This is a genomic window from Paraburkholderia sp. (genome assembly GCF_035656215.1).
GTDB lineage: Bacteria > Pseudomonadota > Gammaproteobacteria > Burkholderiales > Burkholderiaceae > Paraburkholderia.
Genome location: NZ_DASRSY010000465.1, coordinates 13,121 through 27,291, shown reverse-complemented (window position 1 = coordinate 27,291; position 14,171 = coordinate 13,121). Strand labels below are relative to the sequence as shown.

The 14,171-nt window shown below is 62.3% G+C and carries 15 protein-coding genes; 2 read left to right on the top strand and 13 right to left on the bottom strand.

What is annotated here, in order from left to right; all coding sequences use genetic code 11:
- Positions 1–67 precede the first annotated feature (67 nt).
- The gene (gene lolB, locus VFE81_RS27335; protein ID WP_325047570.1) at positions 68–700 is read right to left on the bottom strand and encodes a lipoprotein insertase outer membrane protein LolB; all 633 of its coding nucleotides are present in this window, start codon (positions 698–700) and stop codon (positions 68–70) included.
- Positions 700–2,541 carry a tetratricopeptide repeat protein gene (locus VFE81_RS27330; protein ID WP_325047569.1) on the bottom strand — a complete coding sequence of 614 codons (1,842 nt, stop codon included), beginning with the start codon at positions 2,539–2,541 and terminating at the stop codon, positions 700–702. Before VFE81_RS27330 ends, lolB begins: the two co-directional genes overlap by 1 nt.
- Before the next feature lie 87 nt (positions 2,542–2,628).
- Between VFE81_RS27330 and mutM the strand changes: the two genes are divergently transcribed.
- Both mutM and mutY read left to right on the top strand, forming a co-directional pair.
- On the top strand, positions 2,629–3,459 hold the full coding sequence (gene mutM, locus VFE81_RS27325) for a bifunctional DNA-formamidopyrimidine glycosylase/DNA-(apurinic or apyrimidinic site) lyase (protein ID WP_325047568.1): 831 nt from the start codon (positions 2,629–2,631) through the stop codon (positions 3,457–3,459).
- 7 nt (positions 3,460–3,466) lie between these two features.
- Positions 3,467–4,582, top strand: a complete 1,116-nt coding sequence (gene mutY / locus VFE81_RS27320; RefSeq protein WP_414695670.1) for an A/G-specific adenine glycosylase — start codon at positions 3,467–3,469, stop codon at positions 4,580–4,582.
- Between the two features lie 25 nt (positions 4,583–4,607).
- Here the strand turns inward: mutY and VFE81_RS27315 are convergent, their stop codons facing one another.
- From VFE81_RS27315 to kdsD, 11 genes are all read right to left on the bottom strand, one after another.
- A complete protein-coding gene (locus VFE81_RS27315) occupies positions 4,608–5,240 on the bottom strand; it encodes an LON peptidase substrate-binding domain-containing protein (RefSeq protein ID WP_325047566.1) in 633 nt (210 codons plus the stop codon).
- Positions 5,241–5,279: 39 nt separating this feature from the next.
- On the bottom strand, positions 5,280–6,173 hold the full coding sequence (gene rapZ, locus VFE81_RS27310; RefSeq protein WP_325047565.1) for an RNase adapter RapZ: 894 nt from the start codon (positions 6,171–6,173) through the stop codon (positions 5,280–5,282).
- Between the two features lie 108 nt (positions 6,174–6,281).
- On the bottom strand, positions 6,282–7,250 hold the full coding sequence (gene hprK / locus VFE81_RS27305; RefSeq protein ID WP_007179412.1) for an HPr(Ser) kinase/phosphatase: 969 nt from the start codon (positions 7,248–7,250) through the stop codon (positions 6,282–6,284).
- A gap of 142 nt (positions 7,251–7,392) precedes the next feature.
- The gene (locus VFE81_RS27300) at positions 7,393–7,908 is read right to left on the bottom strand and encodes a PTS sugar transporter subunit IIA (RefSeq protein WP_325047564.1); all 516 of its coding nucleotides are present in this window, start codon (positions 7,906–7,908) and stop codon (positions 7,393–7,395) included.
- Positions 7,909–8,206: 298 nt separating this feature from the next.
- The gene (hpf, locus tag VFE81_RS27295) at positions 8,207–8,563 is read right to left on the bottom strand and encodes a ribosome hibernation-promoting factor, HPF/YfiA family (protein WP_168792503.1); all 357 of its coding nucleotides are present in this window, start codon (positions 8,561–8,563) and stop codon (positions 8,207–8,209) included.
- Between the two features lie 170 nt (positions 8,564–8,733).
- Positions 8,734–10,251, bottom strand: a complete 1,518-nt coding sequence (locus tag VFE81_RS27290) for an RNA polymerase factor sigma-54 (RefSeq protein WP_325047563.1) — start codon at positions 10,249–10,251, stop codon at positions 8,734–8,736.
- Positions 10,252–10,436: 185 nt separating this feature from the next.
- Positions 10,437–11,222: an LPS export ABC transporter ATP-binding protein gene (gene lptB / locus VFE81_RS27285; RefSeq protein ID WP_074285507.1), complete on the bottom strand. Its 786-nt coding sequence runs from the start codon at positions 11,220–11,222 to the stop codon at positions 10,437–10,439.
- Entirely contained in the window at positions 11,219–11,890 is a 672-nt protein-coding gene (gene lptA, locus VFE81_RS27280) for a lipopolysaccharide transport periplasmic protein LptA (RefSeq protein WP_325047562.1), read from the bottom strand. The genes lptB and lptA overlap by 4 nt, the downstream gene beginning before the upstream one ends.
- Before the next feature lie 20 nt (positions 11,891–11,910).
- Positions 11,911–12,519: an LPS export ABC transporter periplasmic protein LptC gene (gene lptC / locus VFE81_RS27275; protein WP_325047561.1), complete on the bottom strand. Its 609-nt coding sequence runs from the start codon at positions 12,517–12,519 to the stop codon at positions 11,911–11,913.
- Positions 12,516–13,076 (bottom strand): KdsC family phosphatase, encoded by a 561-nt coding sequence (locus VFE81_RS27270; protein ID WP_325047560.1) that lies wholly within the window; start codon positions 13,074–13,076, stop codon positions 12,516–12,518. The genes lptC and VFE81_RS27270 overlap by 4 nt, the downstream gene beginning before the upstream one ends.
- Positions 13,076–14,059: an arabinose 5-phosphate isomerase KdsD gene (kdsD, locus tag VFE81_RS27265; protein ID WP_325047559.1), complete on the bottom strand. Its 984-nt coding sequence runs from the start codon at positions 14,057–14,059 to the stop codon at positions 13,076–13,078. Before kdsD ends, VFE81_RS27270 begins: the two co-directional genes overlap by 1 nt.
- Between the last annotated feature and the right edge of the window lie 112 nt (positions 14,060–14,171).

Genomic DNA, 14,171 nt, shown 5'->3' with positions numbered 1-14,171 from the left:
ATGAGTCAGGGCTACATGCGCCATAGCGGCGCCGAAGAAGCGGCAAGGGTTACGCGAACAGACGCGGCTACTGATCCAGCACGAGCTTGATGTCGAGCGGCGGTTCCGAACGGCTCAGATTCAGGCGCTTCACGCCGGTGGCCGGCGCGTCGGCATAGGCCAGGTAATCGATCGTCCAGCCGTCTTGCGTGATCTGCTTCAGACGTGAGGGCTGTTCCGGATCCTTCTCGGTCCTGGCGCGCGAAGTCGGCGCCGGCGAAGGCTGCAGCCAGTAGCGCAGCCCTTCGACCGGCAGCGAGAACCCGAGCGCGTTCTGCATCAGCGTGGCGACATTGTCGGCGGTAAGCGGTTGGCGGTTCGGCAGTTCGAGCGTGGCCGAAGCTGGCGACGAAGTCACGATCGCCAGCGTCTGGCCGAGCGGATTGCGCAATTGCAGGGTGACCGTGTCACCCGTTTCCTGCCAGGTGAAGTTGCCATAGGCATTGCGTTGCTGGCCGTTCTGATCGTTGTACTGGATCGCGAAACGGCCCTGATAAGCGCGCGTGGTCTGCGCAGTGACGGACGTCGCCGCATTCGACGTGGACGGCCCCTGCGGCTTCACCGATGCACAACCGGCCAACGCGACAACCGCTGCCGCTACGAGTCCGAGCGCCGCGCCACGCGGCGCCCGGGGATAGGAGATCAAGCGGGAAAGACGCATCAAAGATCGTTCACCTGAAGTCGTTGCAGCGTTTTAACCAGCGTGTCGTTGTCCGGTTCAAGCTTGCGTGCGTCGCGGAAAGCAGCGCGCGCCTGATCCTGCGCTCCGGTTTTCCACAACACTTCGCCGAGGTGCGCGCCGATTTCGGCGTTCGGCTGGAGGTCATAAGCTTGGCGCAGCAGCTTGATTGCGTCCGACGTATCGCCCATCCGGTACTTGACCCAGCCGACGCTGTCCATGATGAAGGCGTCGTTCGGCGCCAACGACGAGGCCTTCTCGACCAGCTTGTCCGCTTCCGGCAGGCGCTGATTGCGATCGGCCAGCGAATAGCCGAGCGCGTTGTACGCCTGCGGGTTGTCGGGCTGCGTCTGGATCAGCTTACGCAGTTGCGCTTCCATGACATCGTAATGGCCGGTCTTTTCGGCGGCCATGGCGTAGTCGTAGGTCAGATCGGGATCGTCCGGGAAATTCGCTGTGGCTTGCTGCAGGCGTGTTTCCGCCTCCGGGTAGCGCTTCGCGTCGAACAGAATGGCGGCGTCGGTGCGTGCAATCAGCGCCTGGTCGCGCGGATCGGGTGTTTGCAAACCGGCCAGCAGCTTGCGCGCGTCGTCAGACTTGCCCTGCTTGGCGAGCAATTGCGCACGCGTGATCTGCGCCGGCACGTATTGCTGGCTCGACGGTGAGACCTTGTTCAGCCAGTCGCCGGCTGCCGCTTCGTTCTTCTGCTCGAGCGACAGTTGCGCAAGATAGATATACGCCTGGCCCGGATCGGCACCCGGCGTTTTTTCAGCTTGCTGCGCGTACTGGGTCAGGTAAGTTTGCGCGTCGTTGAAATTCTTCTGCTGGATCTTGATCAGCGCGAGCGCCATCAGCGGCGTGAGGTCGGCCGCGTTGTTCTTGTGCATGATCTCGAACTGCTTCTGCGCGTCGTCCAGACGGTCGCTCGCGAGGTACATCTGCGCGAGCGCGAGACGCGCGTCATGCGATTTCGGATTCTGCTGCACGTACTTTTCGAGCGACGCGATACCTTCCTTGCGTTCCTCCGGGCCCATCTGCGACAGCATCAGCGCGGCCGGCAAATAATCCGGCTTGAGCGTGAGCGCCTGTTCGAGCGACTTGCGCGCGCCCGGCGCGTCGTCGGAAACGAGCTGCTGGCGTGCGATGGCCAGTTGCGCTTCCGGCCGGTTCAGGTCGTTTTTCAGCAGGTCTTGCAGCACATGCAAGCCGCCGATCCGGTTCGGACCGCGTGAGAGCAGCAACTGCAGCGCCAGAATCGCGCTACCGCGATTGTCCGCGGGTACTCTCGCGAGTTCACGGGCGAGGATCGGCTCGGCGTCGTCAGGCTTGCCGGACAGCACGAGCAGTGACGCGTCGAGTTGCGCGGCGCGTCCCGAATCCGGCGCATACTGCTGCCACAATTGCGCGGCGGCCAAGGCATCCGACGGGCTTTGCGCGGCCAGCGCGATTTCCGTGGCGCGTTGCGCCATGCGCGGATCGTGCGTGTCGCGCGCGAGCGCGAGGTATGTCTGGTAGGCGGGCGCCGGCTGGTCGCGTTGCAAGGCGACTTCAGCGGCGAGCACCTGAAATACGATCTGGCTGGACAGCGGCACGCCCGGCAGAGACTTCTGGTCTTCCGCCGTCGCCGGGCCGAGCGGATCCGGCAGGGTGACGGACGTGTCATCCGAGCCTGGCGATGGATCCTGCGCGTGCGCGGGCACGGCGGCCAGCGCCCAGACGGCGAGTGCGGCGGCACCGAGCATGCGTCGAGCGGATACGGCGTGCGGCACGCGGGATGCGCTAGCCGGGCGTTTCGAAAACAGCTTCACGAAGGACAAGTTCATGGAAATCCGTTCAATGTTTCGGACGATTGTAACGCGCTCGCTACAATAAGCGCACAACCACTCACGCAAGTTGCAGACCAGTTAGACATGCCAGAGTTGCCAGAAGTTGAGGTTACCCGAAGGGGAATCGAACCGTATGTGTCCGGCCGCAAGGTTGAACGCGTCGATGTGCGTACGCCTGCGCTGCGTTGGCCGATTCCGGCGGACCTTGCGAAAACCTTGCGCGGCAGCGTGGTACGTAAGGTTGAGCGGCGGGGCAAGTATCTGCTGTTCGAAGTCGACGCCGGCTGGTTCATCGTGCATCTGGGCATGACCGGCACGCTGCGTGTGCTGCGCCATGTGCCGCATCCGCCGGCCGCAGCGAAACATGATCACGTCGACTGGATTTTCGATGAATTCATTTTGCGCTATCGCGACCCGCGGCGCTTTGGCGCGGTGTTGTGGCACCCGCGTGAAGCAGGCGACGTGCTCGAGCACCCGCTGCTTGCGAGCCTCGGTGTCGAGCCGTTTTCGCCGGCGTTCTCCGGCGCATTGATGCACAGGCTCACGCGCGGGCGCAAGGTGTCGGTGAAGCAGGCATTGCTGGCGGGGGAGATCGTGGTCGGCGTGGGTAATATCTACGCGTCCGAAAGTCTTTTTCGCGCAGGTATCAGGCCCACCACTGCAGCGGGCCGCATCTCGCTTGTGCGCTACGATTTGCTGGCGGACGCAGTGCGCGTCACGCTTGCCGCAGCGATCGAGAAGGGCGGCAGCACGCTGCGCGATTTCGTCGGCAGCGATGGCGAAAGCGGTTACTTCCAGCTCGACTATTTCGTCTATGATCGCGCGGGGCTGCCATGCCGCGTGTGTGGAACGCCGATCAAACAGATCGTGCAGGGGCAGCGTTCTACGTATTTCTGTCCCACCTGCCAGCGCTAAATTCTCAATGCCTTCTCGTTTAAGCCCGTCCGCGCCGTCCGCTGCGCCTGCTTTCCCGGTCATGTCCGATTTTTCCGCGCGGCTGATTGCATGGCAACGCCAGCATGGCCGTCACGATCTGCCATGGCAGAATACGCGCGACCCATATCGCATCTGGCTGTCGGAAATCATGCTGCAGCAGACTCAGGTATCGACGGTGATTCCGTACTACGCAAAGTTTCTTGCGCGTTGTCCGGATGTTGCCTCGCTCGCCGCCGCGCCGACAGACGACGTGATGGCGTTGTGGGCCGGCCTGGGCTATTACTCGCGTGCACGCAATCTGCACCGCTGCGCGCAGGTGGTGGTCGAGCAGCATGGCGGCGCGTTTCCCGCGTCGGCCGACGAGCTCGCAGAATTGCCGGGCATCGGCCGTTCGACGGCGGCGGCGATCGCCTCTTTCGCATTCGGCGCGCGTGCCACAATTCTCGATGGCAATGTGAAGCGCGTGTTGGCGCGTGTATTTGGCGTCGAAGGCTTTCCGGGTGAAAAGAAAGTCGAGAACGCGATGTGGACGCTGGCGGAATCGCTGCTGCCGTCGAACGTATCGGACGCTGGTGTCAGCGCGTACACGCAAGGCCTGATGGACCTCGGCGCAACATTGTGTGTGCGAGGCAAGCCGGACTGCCTGCGCTGCCCGTTCGCCGTCGACTGCGTGGCGAACGTGACGGGACGTCAGCGTGAACTGCCCACCGCACGGCCGAAGAAAGCTGTGCCGACGCGTCGCACATGGATGCTGGTGCTGCGCGACGGTAACGCCGTGATGCTGGAAAGGCGTCCGCCGTCAGGCATCTGGGGCGGCTTGTGGAGCCTGCCCGAAGCCACCGGCGAAGCTGCACTCGCAGATCGTGCGCGCGCCTTCGGTGGTGACGGAGCGATCTCACCACTCGCGCCGCTTACGCACGTCTTTACGCATTTCAAGCTGGATATCGAGCCGCGGCTCGCTGAACTGGATCGCGGCGTAGGGGCATTGGCTGCGCTAGGCGACGCGGACACCGCATGGGTCGCGTTAAGCGATCTCGACTCGTTCGGTGTACCCGCACCGGTGCGCAAACTGTTGAATAGTCTGCACGGTTCGCTGCTGTAGCAAATCCGGGCAAAAGCACGTCGAATCAAAGCAACTGATGCTGCTGCATATAGTGGTGAACCAGGTCGAGTCGCGCGCCTGCGTCCTGCAATTCCATCAGCTTTTGCCTTGCACGAAGGGCGATTGGCAACACTTCCGCGAGCCGGTTCGACACCCATGAGGGATCTTCCAGCCTGAACGGCTCCGCGAACGGCAAGCTGTCCGGGTCGCGCTCGCGGATCGTCGCGATGATCCGTTCGAGCACTTCTGCGCAGGCGCCGAATTTGGCCAGCTGCTCATTGCCCTCGAGGGGTATGTCTTCTCCGAGCGGTTCGGCCATGCCGACCAGCAAGCCGCTGCTTTCCACGCGATGCGACAGCAGGCGAATCCGCCGCGTGCCGCGTGCCCGAATCAGCAGCATGCCGAAGGCTTCGACATCACACTCTTCGATTTCGGCGAGACAGCCAATTGCTTCGGGCACCGAAGGCTCTTCGTCGCGCGCAACTTCTGCGCCGCTTTTGAGCAGACACACACCGAACGGTGTTTTTTCACGCAGACAATCGCGCGCCATATCGAGGTAGCGCGCTTCGAAGATTTTCAGCGGCAGCAGGCCGTCGGGAAACAGCACCGTATGCAGCGGAAACAGCGGCACATCGGCAAGCACAGTAGAAAAAGACATGGCGCAACGCTTCGAGTTGAGGCCGCGCGACGCGGCCGGTTAAGCCACTAACTTCGATGATTCGCCGGCATGAACCGGCGCATCGCGGTGCCGCACAATGACATTCGCCGAAGTTGCGAGACGCGCGGCAAGCGTCTCCGCAATGAACACCGAGCGGTGCTGGCCGCCCGTGCAGCCGATCGCGACGGTCAGATAACTGCGGTTGTCGTCACGGAAATGCGGCAGCCATTTGACGAGAAATTTTTCGATGTCGCCGATCATTTCATGCACGACCGGCAGCGCATCGAGAAAATCAATTACCGGTTTGTCTAGGCCCGTGAGCGGCCGCAATTCATGATCGTAGTACGGGTTCGGCAGCATGCGTACGTCGAAAACAAAATCGGCGTCGAGCGGCACGCCGCGTTTAAAGCCGAAGGATTCGAACATCAGCACGAGCCCCGCATCTTTCTGTTCGATAAACCGTTTGACCCATGCACGCAGCACGTTCGCGCGCAGATTGCTGGTGTCGATCTGATGACCGAATTCGGCAAGGCCCGCCACGAGTTCGCGTTCGCGTTCGATCGCTTCGGCGAGCGACGTCAACAAGCCGACGTCCGCATCATGCGCGGTGGAACCAGACAGCGGATGGCGGCGGCGCGTTTCGGAAAAACGTTGAATCAGCGACTGCGTACTTGCGTTCAGGAAGAGCACGCGCACGTCGTGGGCGCGCGAGAGGTCGCGGATCATCGCGGGCATTTCGTCGAGCGAAGCGCTCGAGCGCGCGTCGATCGCTACCGCGAGGCGTTCTTGGCCGTCGTCGGCGAGATAGTTGGCCAGTTGCGGCAAAAAACGCGGCGGCAGATTGTCGACGCAGTAGTAGCCTGCGTCTTCAAGTGCGTTCAGGGCAACTGACTTGCCGGAGCCGGAAATACCGGTGATCAGGATTATGCGCATGGAGTCGTGAAATCCGTACAGTTCATCATAGCATCTGGTCCCCGTGCGTGTGCCACCGCAGCCTGCCGTTGGCTGGGGCGTGACATGGTGCCGCGGGGTGCCGCGGACTCAGATCAATTTGCCGGGAAACTGGCTGTCCGGGTCCTGCATTGCCAGACGCTGGCGATCCATGAAATCGCGCAGCGTGTCGATGCCGCGCAGCTGCAGGATCGTGTTGCGCACAGCCGCTTCGACCAGAACCGCGAGGTTGCGGCCGGCCGCCACCTGAATCGTGACTTTGCTGATCGGCAAGCCGAGCACGTCGACGGTTTGGCTTTCCAGCGGCAACCGCTGAAACTCGCCGTCGGGACGGCGCACCAGTTGCACGATCAGTTTCAGCTTCATTTTGCGGCGCACCGCGGTTTCACCGAAGATCGTCTTGATGTCGAGCAGGCCGAGGCCGCGCACCTCGAGCAGGTTTTGCAGCAGCGGCGGGCAGCGCCCTTCGACGAAATCCGGACCCAGGCGTACGAAATCCACCGCGTCGTCGGCAACGAGGCCGTGGCCGCGGCTGATCAGTTCCAGCCCGAGTTCGCTCTTGCCGAGGCCGGAATCGCCGGTGAGCAGCACGCCCATGCCGAGAATGTCGAGAAACACACCATGCAGTGTGGCGCGCGGGGCGAGAATGCGCGACATGTAGAGGCGCAGGCTGTCGATCACCGCGGCGGCGGACATGGGCGTGGTGAAGAGCGGCGTGGACGAGCGCGTGCAGCGCAGCACCAGTTCCGGCGGCGCGGCGACGCCGCCTGCCACCACCAGAAACGGCGGCTCCAACGCGATCAGCTCGGCCATGTGGCGCGAGCGGTCTTCGTCGGTTTGGCGTTTGTAGTAGTCGATTTCGGCGTCGCCGAGCACCTGAATCCGGTTCGGGTGGATCAGGTTCAAGTGGCCGACGAGGTCGGCGCTCGACGTGGCATTGGCGACCGATTCCGAAGAAAAGCCGCGCTCCCAGCCTTCATGCCCCGTCAGCCAGCTCAGCTTCAGCGTGGCGGCGTTGTCGTCGAAAATGCTCTGGGCGTTGATGCTGGACGTATCCATGAGTCAGTGACTCCAGTGTGGGCCGCTTGCCGGGCAAAGGGGTGGTCGCGCTAATACCGGCCGTTTATTTTGTCAGGCTCTATCCGCATGCGGACGGGTACCGGGCATGCGGATAAGCGGCGTGCGGATAACCGCCGATGCATCAAGGTTGCCACTGAGTGAGCAGGCGATGCAACGCTTCGCGGTCTTCTTCCGTGTGCAGCCGCTCGCGGGCCTCGCGGTCGGACAGCAACTGGGCGATTTCCGAAAGGATTTCGAGGTGCTGCTGGGTGGCCTGCTCGGGCACGAGCAGGAAGATCAGCAGGGAGACCGGCTGGCCGTCAGGCGATTCGAAGGGGATAGGTTCGGCGAGGCGGACAAACGCGGCGAGCGGCTGCTTCAAGCCTTTGATCCGGCCATGCGGAATCGCGACGCCTTCGCCGAGCCCCGTCGATCCGAGGCGCTCACGCGCGAACAGATTGTCAGTGACCGTGCTACGGGCGATGCCGTTCTGGTTCTCGAAGATCAGGCCCGCTTGCTCGAACACGCGCTTCTTGCTGGTGACCGATAGTCCGACGACCACGTTCTCGAGGGGAAGAAATTTGGCTAAACGATTCATGTTGACAGGCGAAAACGTGGCCTGGATTCTCCTCGCTGGGGCGTTTGATTGGGATTCCATTCGTTTGATGCTCGCGGCGACGTGCGTTGGAGTCCGATAGCGCAGGACTCCGGCCGACCGATTTCCGTTTGAGCTAACTTGACCCCGATGGTAACCGGAACATTATAGAACAGGGTAGCCGCCGATGGTGCGGCGCGCCATCGATGCATTATGGGTTTATTTGGATCATGATCCATGCGGCGCTGGCGTGCGGGAAGGGTGCCGGGAAACGAAAAACCGCCCGGTCTCGGGCGGTTTGGCTGGCTAAGGGGAACTGAAGGGAACTGAAGAAAAATAAAAGAAAACCTTCTAATTTCCCTTATTGCGGCGGCACGTCCAGTTGCGGCGCCGGCTGGTACTTGATCGCGTCGTGCGCATGGCCTTGCAGGCGATCCTTGTGGCGTATCACTTGTCGGTCGAGCTTGTCGATCATCAGATCGATCGCAGCGTAGAGATCGCTGTCACAGCTCTCGACAAAGATATCTTTGCCCTTGAGATGCAGGTTGATTTCAACCTTTTGCCGCTTTTCCTTTTCCTTGTGGTTGTCGACCGAGAGGACCACACTGCCGTCAATTACCTGATCAAAATGTCTTAGCACCCTATCCAGTTTGGTGATCACGTATTCGCGCAACGCAGGCGTTACTTCGAGGTGGTGTCCACTGATCTGCAGATTCATAGTGCTTCTCCAAGCTAAAGGCCGCTTGGCCCGCACGATGACGAAGGTCCGGTCGATCTGTCGGCTTGCCTGAGTCGCCCCCCGGTGACTGACTTCTGGCAGGTCGCATCGGCCGGCCTGTCCGCCAACTGCGGAGCGGCCGGTAAATGCCCGTCGCGGGAGGCGGCGGGCTACAGAGACTTGCGCAGGTTGACTGCCGGAATCTTGAGCGCTTCGCGATACTTCGCAACGGTACGCCGTGCGACCACGAAGCCCTGTTCCGCCAGCAGTTCGGCTATGCGGCTGTCTGAAAGAGGAGATTTCGGGTTTTCCGCTCCTATCAGTTGCTTGATGAGCGCGCGAATGGCCGTGGAAGAGGCCGCGCCGCCCGTGTCAGTCGAAACGTGTGATCCGAAGAAGTACTTAAATTCAAGCGTCCCGAATGGGGTCAGCATGTATTTACCGGTTGTCACACGCGAGACAGTTGACTCGTGTAGGCCCAGCGTATCAGCAATTTCTCGCAAAACCAAGGGGCGCATGGCAATTTCGCCGTGCACAAAAAAGCTCTTTTGACGCTCGACAATGGCTTGCGCAACCCTGAGGATCGTCTCAAAACGTTGCTGGATATTCTTGATCAGCCAGCGTGCTTCCTGCAGTTGCTGGCGCAACGATCCGCTGCCCGGATCGCCCCGGTTATTGCGCAGAATATTCGCGTACAGATGGTTGATGCGCAGCTTCGGCACCACCTCCGGGTTCAGCTCCGCCTGCCAGCCCTGTGCCGTTTTGCGCACCATGATGTCCGGCACCACATAGTCCGCTTCCGCCTTGCCGTACGCGGCGCCCGGAAACGGCTCGAGCGAGCGGATCAGAACATGCGCATCGCGTAAATCGTCGTCATTCGCCTTCAGATGCTTGCGCAGGCGCGTGAAGTCGCGTGCCGCGAGCAGTTCCAGATGATTGGCAACGATGTCGAGCGCCAGCGTGCGCGTAGGCGACCGTTCGAGCCGCAGCAATTGCAGCTTGAGACATTCCGACGCGGAGCGCGCGCCGACCCCTGCAGGGTCGAAGCTATGCAGCAGCGCAAGCGCGGCGTTCATTTCGTCGAGATCGACTTCGAGCTCTTCAGGCAGGTCAGTCAGCACTTCGTCGAGCGTGGCGGCGAGATAGCCGTCGTCGTCGAGCGATTCGATCAGAAAGGTGATCAGTGCGCGGTCGCGCTGGCTCGCCTGGGTGACGCGAAGTTGCGCCATCAGATGATCGCGCAGCGAGGTGCTCGATTCGTGGATTTGCAGCGGCGGCAGATCGTCGTCGTCCGAAGCATTGCCGGAGCGGCCGTAGTCGCCGAGATCCCATTGCGACGCGTCGCCGTTGCTGTCGCCCGAGAGGCCGTTGTATTCGTCGACACCCTGAGGCTCGCCGTTCTCGGCGCGCTCGCTGCTGCTCGTGGATGAAGACGAGGTATTGCCACCCATCTGGTCTGGCGGTGGGGAGGAATTGGGCGACTGGGCGATCAGCGAACCGTCGGCCGCCACGCGCAGGGGACTCGCGATCCAGTCATCCTCATTCTCGAGGAGCGGATTCTGCGAGATCGCCATTGCGACTTCCTGCTGCAGTTCGAGCGTGGACAGCTGAAGCAGCCGGATGGACTGCTGCAGTTGTGGGGTCAGCGCAAGATGCTGCGATAGGCGGAGTTGGAGGCTGGCTTTCATGGCAAGTTGAGATTCATTGTAGAGAGTTTGCCACGACCGCGATACCTTGCGACGTTCGCAATTACGCGTGCGCCCGTTTTCGGCGGCGCTGGGCGCGGGACGGCCCAGGTCAAAAATGCTGATGTGCGGATGCCGCAAAGGGGCCGGCGGGTGCGCGCTCGCACCGCCGGCAATCCCTTGTGCACTTACATGCGGAAGTGTTCGCCCAGATAGACGCGCCGCACGCTTTCGTTTTCGATGATGTCGCTCGGCGCGCCGGCGGCCAGCACGCTGCCGTCGCTGATGATGTAGGCGTGGTCACAGATGCCGAGGGTTTCGCGCACGTTGTGGTCGGTGATTAGCACGCCGATATTGCGCTGCTTCAGAAATTTGACGATCTTCTGGATTTCCAGCACCGCGATCGGATCGACGCCCGCGAACGGTTCGTCGAGCAGAATGAAGCTCGGATTGGTGGCCAGCGCACGTGCAATTTCAACCCGTCGGCGCTCGCCGCCGGACAGCGACAGCGCCGGATTTTCACGCAGGTGAGCGATCTGCAGTTCGTCGAGCAACGCTTCGGTGCGGCTCGTGATGGTGTCTTTGCTGAGCCGCTTGCCGTTGTCTTCGTGCTGCAATTCCAGCACCGCGCGAATATTTTCCTCGACGCTGAGCTTGCGGAATACGGAAGCTTCCTGCGGCAGATACGACAAGCCCAGCGACGCGCGCTTGTGAATCGGCAGCAAGCTGATCGACTTGCCGTCCAGATCGATTTCACCCGCATCGAGGGGCACCAGGCCGACGATCATATAGAACGACGTGGTCTTGCCGGCGCCGTTCGGGCCGAGCAGACCGACCACTTCGCCGCTTTTCACGTCGAGCGAGACGTCTTTGACGACCGTGCGCGAGCCGTAACGCTTCTTCAGGTTGCGGACCACCAGCGAACTGCTGGTGCCGGCGGGTTTGCGATTCGGGAGGGACGCGGAGGAGCTCACTGGTTCGGTGCTCCTTGAATCGTGGTGGACGGCGCGAGCGTGGCCGACGCGCCGTTCAGCGGCGCAGCGCCGCCGTTGCGCGGCGCCAGCATTGCGCGCACGCGGCCGGTCGGGTTGCCCGGGCCGGCGACGTCCTTGCCTGCCTTCGCGGTGTAGAAGTCGTTCTGGCCGTCATACGTGATGACACTGCCGTGCACCTGGTCCATTACCGTAGAGAGGCCTTGCAGGCGTTTGACGGTGGCGTTGGTGGTGAGCGTGGTCAGATCCTGCTTGCCGTCGTAGTCGATACGAATTGCCGTGCCTTCGATGTATTCATCGAGGCCTTCGCGCTTCTGGCGGAAATACGACAGATTGCCGCCGCTCGACGTGCCGGTGGCGTACTGATAGCCCTGCGGGTCTTGCGTCACTTCAACCCGATCGGCCTTGATCACGATCGTGCCTTTGGTGGCGACCACGTGGCCGGTGAAGATGTTGACCTGTTTCAGGTCGTCGTAAGTCATGTTGTCCGCTTCGATGTTCAGCGGCTTGTCCTTGTCGGCGCGGTCGGCGTGCGCAAGCGGCGCGAAGCCGGCGAGCGGCAGCGCGACGATTAGTGCAGCGAGTCCGGCGCGGCACGCGGACAGGGTGCGCGAGCGGCCGGTATCAAAACGGGGGAACGATTCGTTCATGCAGTCACGCCTGGAATGGATTACCCGGGTTGCTTGGGCGAGCTGGCGGAGCCTTCGGACGCGGCAATCGCGCCCTTCACATTGCCGAACAGCTGCATTACCCGGGTGACGTTGTTGTAGTTCATGCCGCTGGCAGTCATCACAGACATACCGCGCTGAAGTTTAACCGGCTTTTCAGTCTCGATCACATCGTCGTTGACCAGCACCCTAAAATGCTGCGAATCCGCTTGCATCGGCGGATCGCCGTTACCGGCGGCCCGCAGGATGCGCGCATTGTCGTACAGATCGACGATCGAGGCGTCGCCATTTACCTTACCGGTGTCGCCGGTCGCGGTGACGATTGGCTTGCCGGGCTGGAACGCACGCATGGCCGGCTTGACCAGGTCGCTCAGTTCGTCGTCCTCGTAATGGATCAGGGACTGGGCGGTCAGACGGTATTGCGTCGAACCCGACTGATCGAGTTCGGAAACCGAGAAGTTGTCCGCGAAGTAGTCGGGCGTGTGCTCCTTGGGGCGCACCACGCCTTCGTTCTGCCGCGGCAGCGTGGCTTGCAGCAGCCACCACGTAATGCCGGCGAGCGCCGCCATCGCGACGAGCGGAATCAGCGAGGTCCAGCGAAACTGATTCATCCGACAAGGCCTCGCTGTTCGCCGCTACAGGCTGCCGCGAGCAGCGCCTCATATTTGTGCTGCGCGCGCAGCAGGGTGTCGCAGACTTCACGCGCCGCACCGTGGCCGCCGCGCGCCTCGCTGACCCAGTGGGCGCGCGCGATCACTTCAGGATGCGAGTTGGCCGGCGCCGCCGCGAAGCCGACCTTCAGCATCACGCCGAGATCGACCCAGTCGTCGCCCATATAGCCGCATTCCTCGGCCGTCATTCCGGTTTGCTTTAGCAGGTCCGCAAACGCCTGGGGTTTGTCCTGCACGCCCTGATAGACATGGGTGATGTTCATTTCCTTCACCCGTGCCGCGACGATGCCCGACTTGCGCCCGGTGATGATCGCCGTTTCGATGCCGGCCTGACGCAGCAACTTCATGCCGTGGCCGTCCATCGAGTTGAACGCTTTCATCGTGTCGCCTTCCGCCGTGAACAGCAGGCCGCCGTCGGTCAGCACGCCGTCGACGTCGAAAATCATCAGCTTGACGCGGCTTGCGCGTTCAGTGGCGGTAAGCGGGGCGACGGCCATCAGATCACCTTCTTCGAGAACAGATCGTGCATGTTGAGTGCGCCGATCAGCTTGCCTGCTTCGTCGACGACCAGCATCTGATTGATGCGGTGGCGCTCCATCAGTTCCACGGCTTCGACAGCAAGGTGATCCGGACCGATGGTACGCGGGCCGGCGGTCATCACCGAGGCAATCGAGAGTTCGCGGAAATCGCCATCGCGTTCGAGCACGCGGCGCAAGTCGCCGTCGGTGAAAATGCCGGTCACGTGATCGTTGTGATCGACGATCGCCGTCATGCCCATGCGCTTGGCGGTCAACTGGAACAGCGCGTCGCGCACGGTGGCCTCAGGCGTTACTTTCGGCACCTGGTCGCCGGTGCGCATCACGTCGCGAACATAAGTGAGCAGGCGGCGGCCCAGCGCGCCACCCGGATGCGAGCGGGCGAAATCGTCCCGCCCGAAGCCGCGCGCGTCCAGCACGGCGACCGCGAGCGCATCGCCAAGCGCGAGCGCGGCGGTGGTGCTGGCGGTGGGCGCAAGATTCATCGGACAGGCTTCTTTCGACACACCGGAATTCAGATGTACGTCGGCCAGTTGTGCGAGACTCGACGACGGACGCCCCGTCATCGCAATCAGCTTCGCGCCGATCCGCTTGATGAGCGGCAGGATAGCCACGAGTTCTTCAGTTTCACCGGAATTGGACAGGGCGAGGAACACGTCGTCTGCCGTGACCATGCCGAGGTCGCCATGACTGGCTTCCGCCGGGTGAACGAAGAACGCCGGTGTGCCGGTGCTGGCGAGCGTGGCCGCGAGCTTGCGGGCCACGTGGCCGGATTTGCCGATGCCGGAAACGACGACGCGCCCACGGCAGCCCAGGATGAAGTCGATCGCCCCGACGAAGCCATCGTCGAGTTGATCGCGAAGCGCGCGCACAGCGTCCGCTTCGATGTCGAGCACGTCGCGAGCGAGCGCGAGTGCCCGGTCGCCATTGATTTTCGCTATCATTCGCGGAGTATAGCAAAGGCGCTTGTTCGCCGCGCCGGGCCTGCTGTGCCATGCCGCTGCCTTTACCGGCCCCTTAACCTTGTCGCACGGGATTTTGCGTGCGCGGTTCCGC

Excerpts from the sequence above, each read along its gene's own strand:
- kdsD (WP_325047559.1), bottom strand. The coding sequence starts at position 14,059 with ATGATAGCGAAAATCAATGGCGACCGGGCACTCGCGCTCGCTCGCGAC.
- hprK (WP_007179412.1), bottom strand. The coding sequence starts at position 7,250 with ATGGATACGTCCAGCATCAACGCCCAGAGCATTTTCGACGACAACGCC.
- lptA (WP_325047562.1), bottom strand. The coding sequence starts at position 11,890 with ATGAACGAATCGTTCCCCCGTTTTGATACCGGCCGCTCGCGCACCCTG.
- VFE81_RS27300 (WP_325047564.1), bottom strand. The coding sequence starts at position 7,908 with ATGGAATCCCAATCAAACGCCCCAGCGAGGAGAATCCAGGCCACGTTT.
- lptC (WP_325047561.1), bottom strand. The coding sequence starts at position 12,519 with ATGAATCAGTTTCGCTGGACCTCGCTGATTCCGCTCGTCGCGATGGCG.
- mutY (WP_414695670.1), top strand. The coding sequence starts at position 3,467 with ATGCCTTCTCGTTTAAGCCCGTCCGCGCCGTCCGCTGCGCCTGCTTTC.
- VFE81_RS27270 (WP_325047560.1), bottom strand. The coding sequence starts at position 13,076 with ATGGCCGTCGCCCCGCTTACCGCCACTGAACGCGCAAGCCGCGTCAAG.
- VFE81_RS27315 (WP_325047566.1), bottom strand. The coding sequence starts at position 5,240 with ATGTCTTTTTCTACTGTGCTTGCCGATGTGCCGCTGTTTCCGCTGCAT.
- mutM (WP_325047568.1), top strand. The coding sequence starts at position 2,629 with ATGCCAGAGTTGCCAGAAGTTGAGGTTACCCGAAGGGGAATCGAACCG.
- rapZ (WP_325047565.1), bottom strand. The coding sequence starts at position 6,173 with ATGCGCATAATCCTGATCACCGGTATTTCCGGCTCCGGCAAGTCAGTT.
- hpf (WP_168792503.1), bottom strand. The coding sequence starts at position 8,563 with ATGAATCTGCAGATCAGTGGACACCACCTCGAAGTAACGCCTGCGTTG.
- VFE81_RS27290 (WP_325047563.1), bottom strand. The coding sequence starts at position 10,251 with ATGAAAGCCAGCCTCCAACTCCGCCTATCGCAGCATCTTGCGCTGACC.
- VFE81_RS27330 (WP_325047569.1), bottom strand. The coding sequence starts at position 2,541 with ATGAACTTGTCCTTCGTGAAGCTGTTTTCGAAACGCCCGGCTAGCGCA.
- lolB (WP_325047570.1), bottom strand. The coding sequence starts at position 700 with ATGCGTCTTTCCCGCTTGATCTCCTATCCCCGGGCGCCGCGTGGCGCG.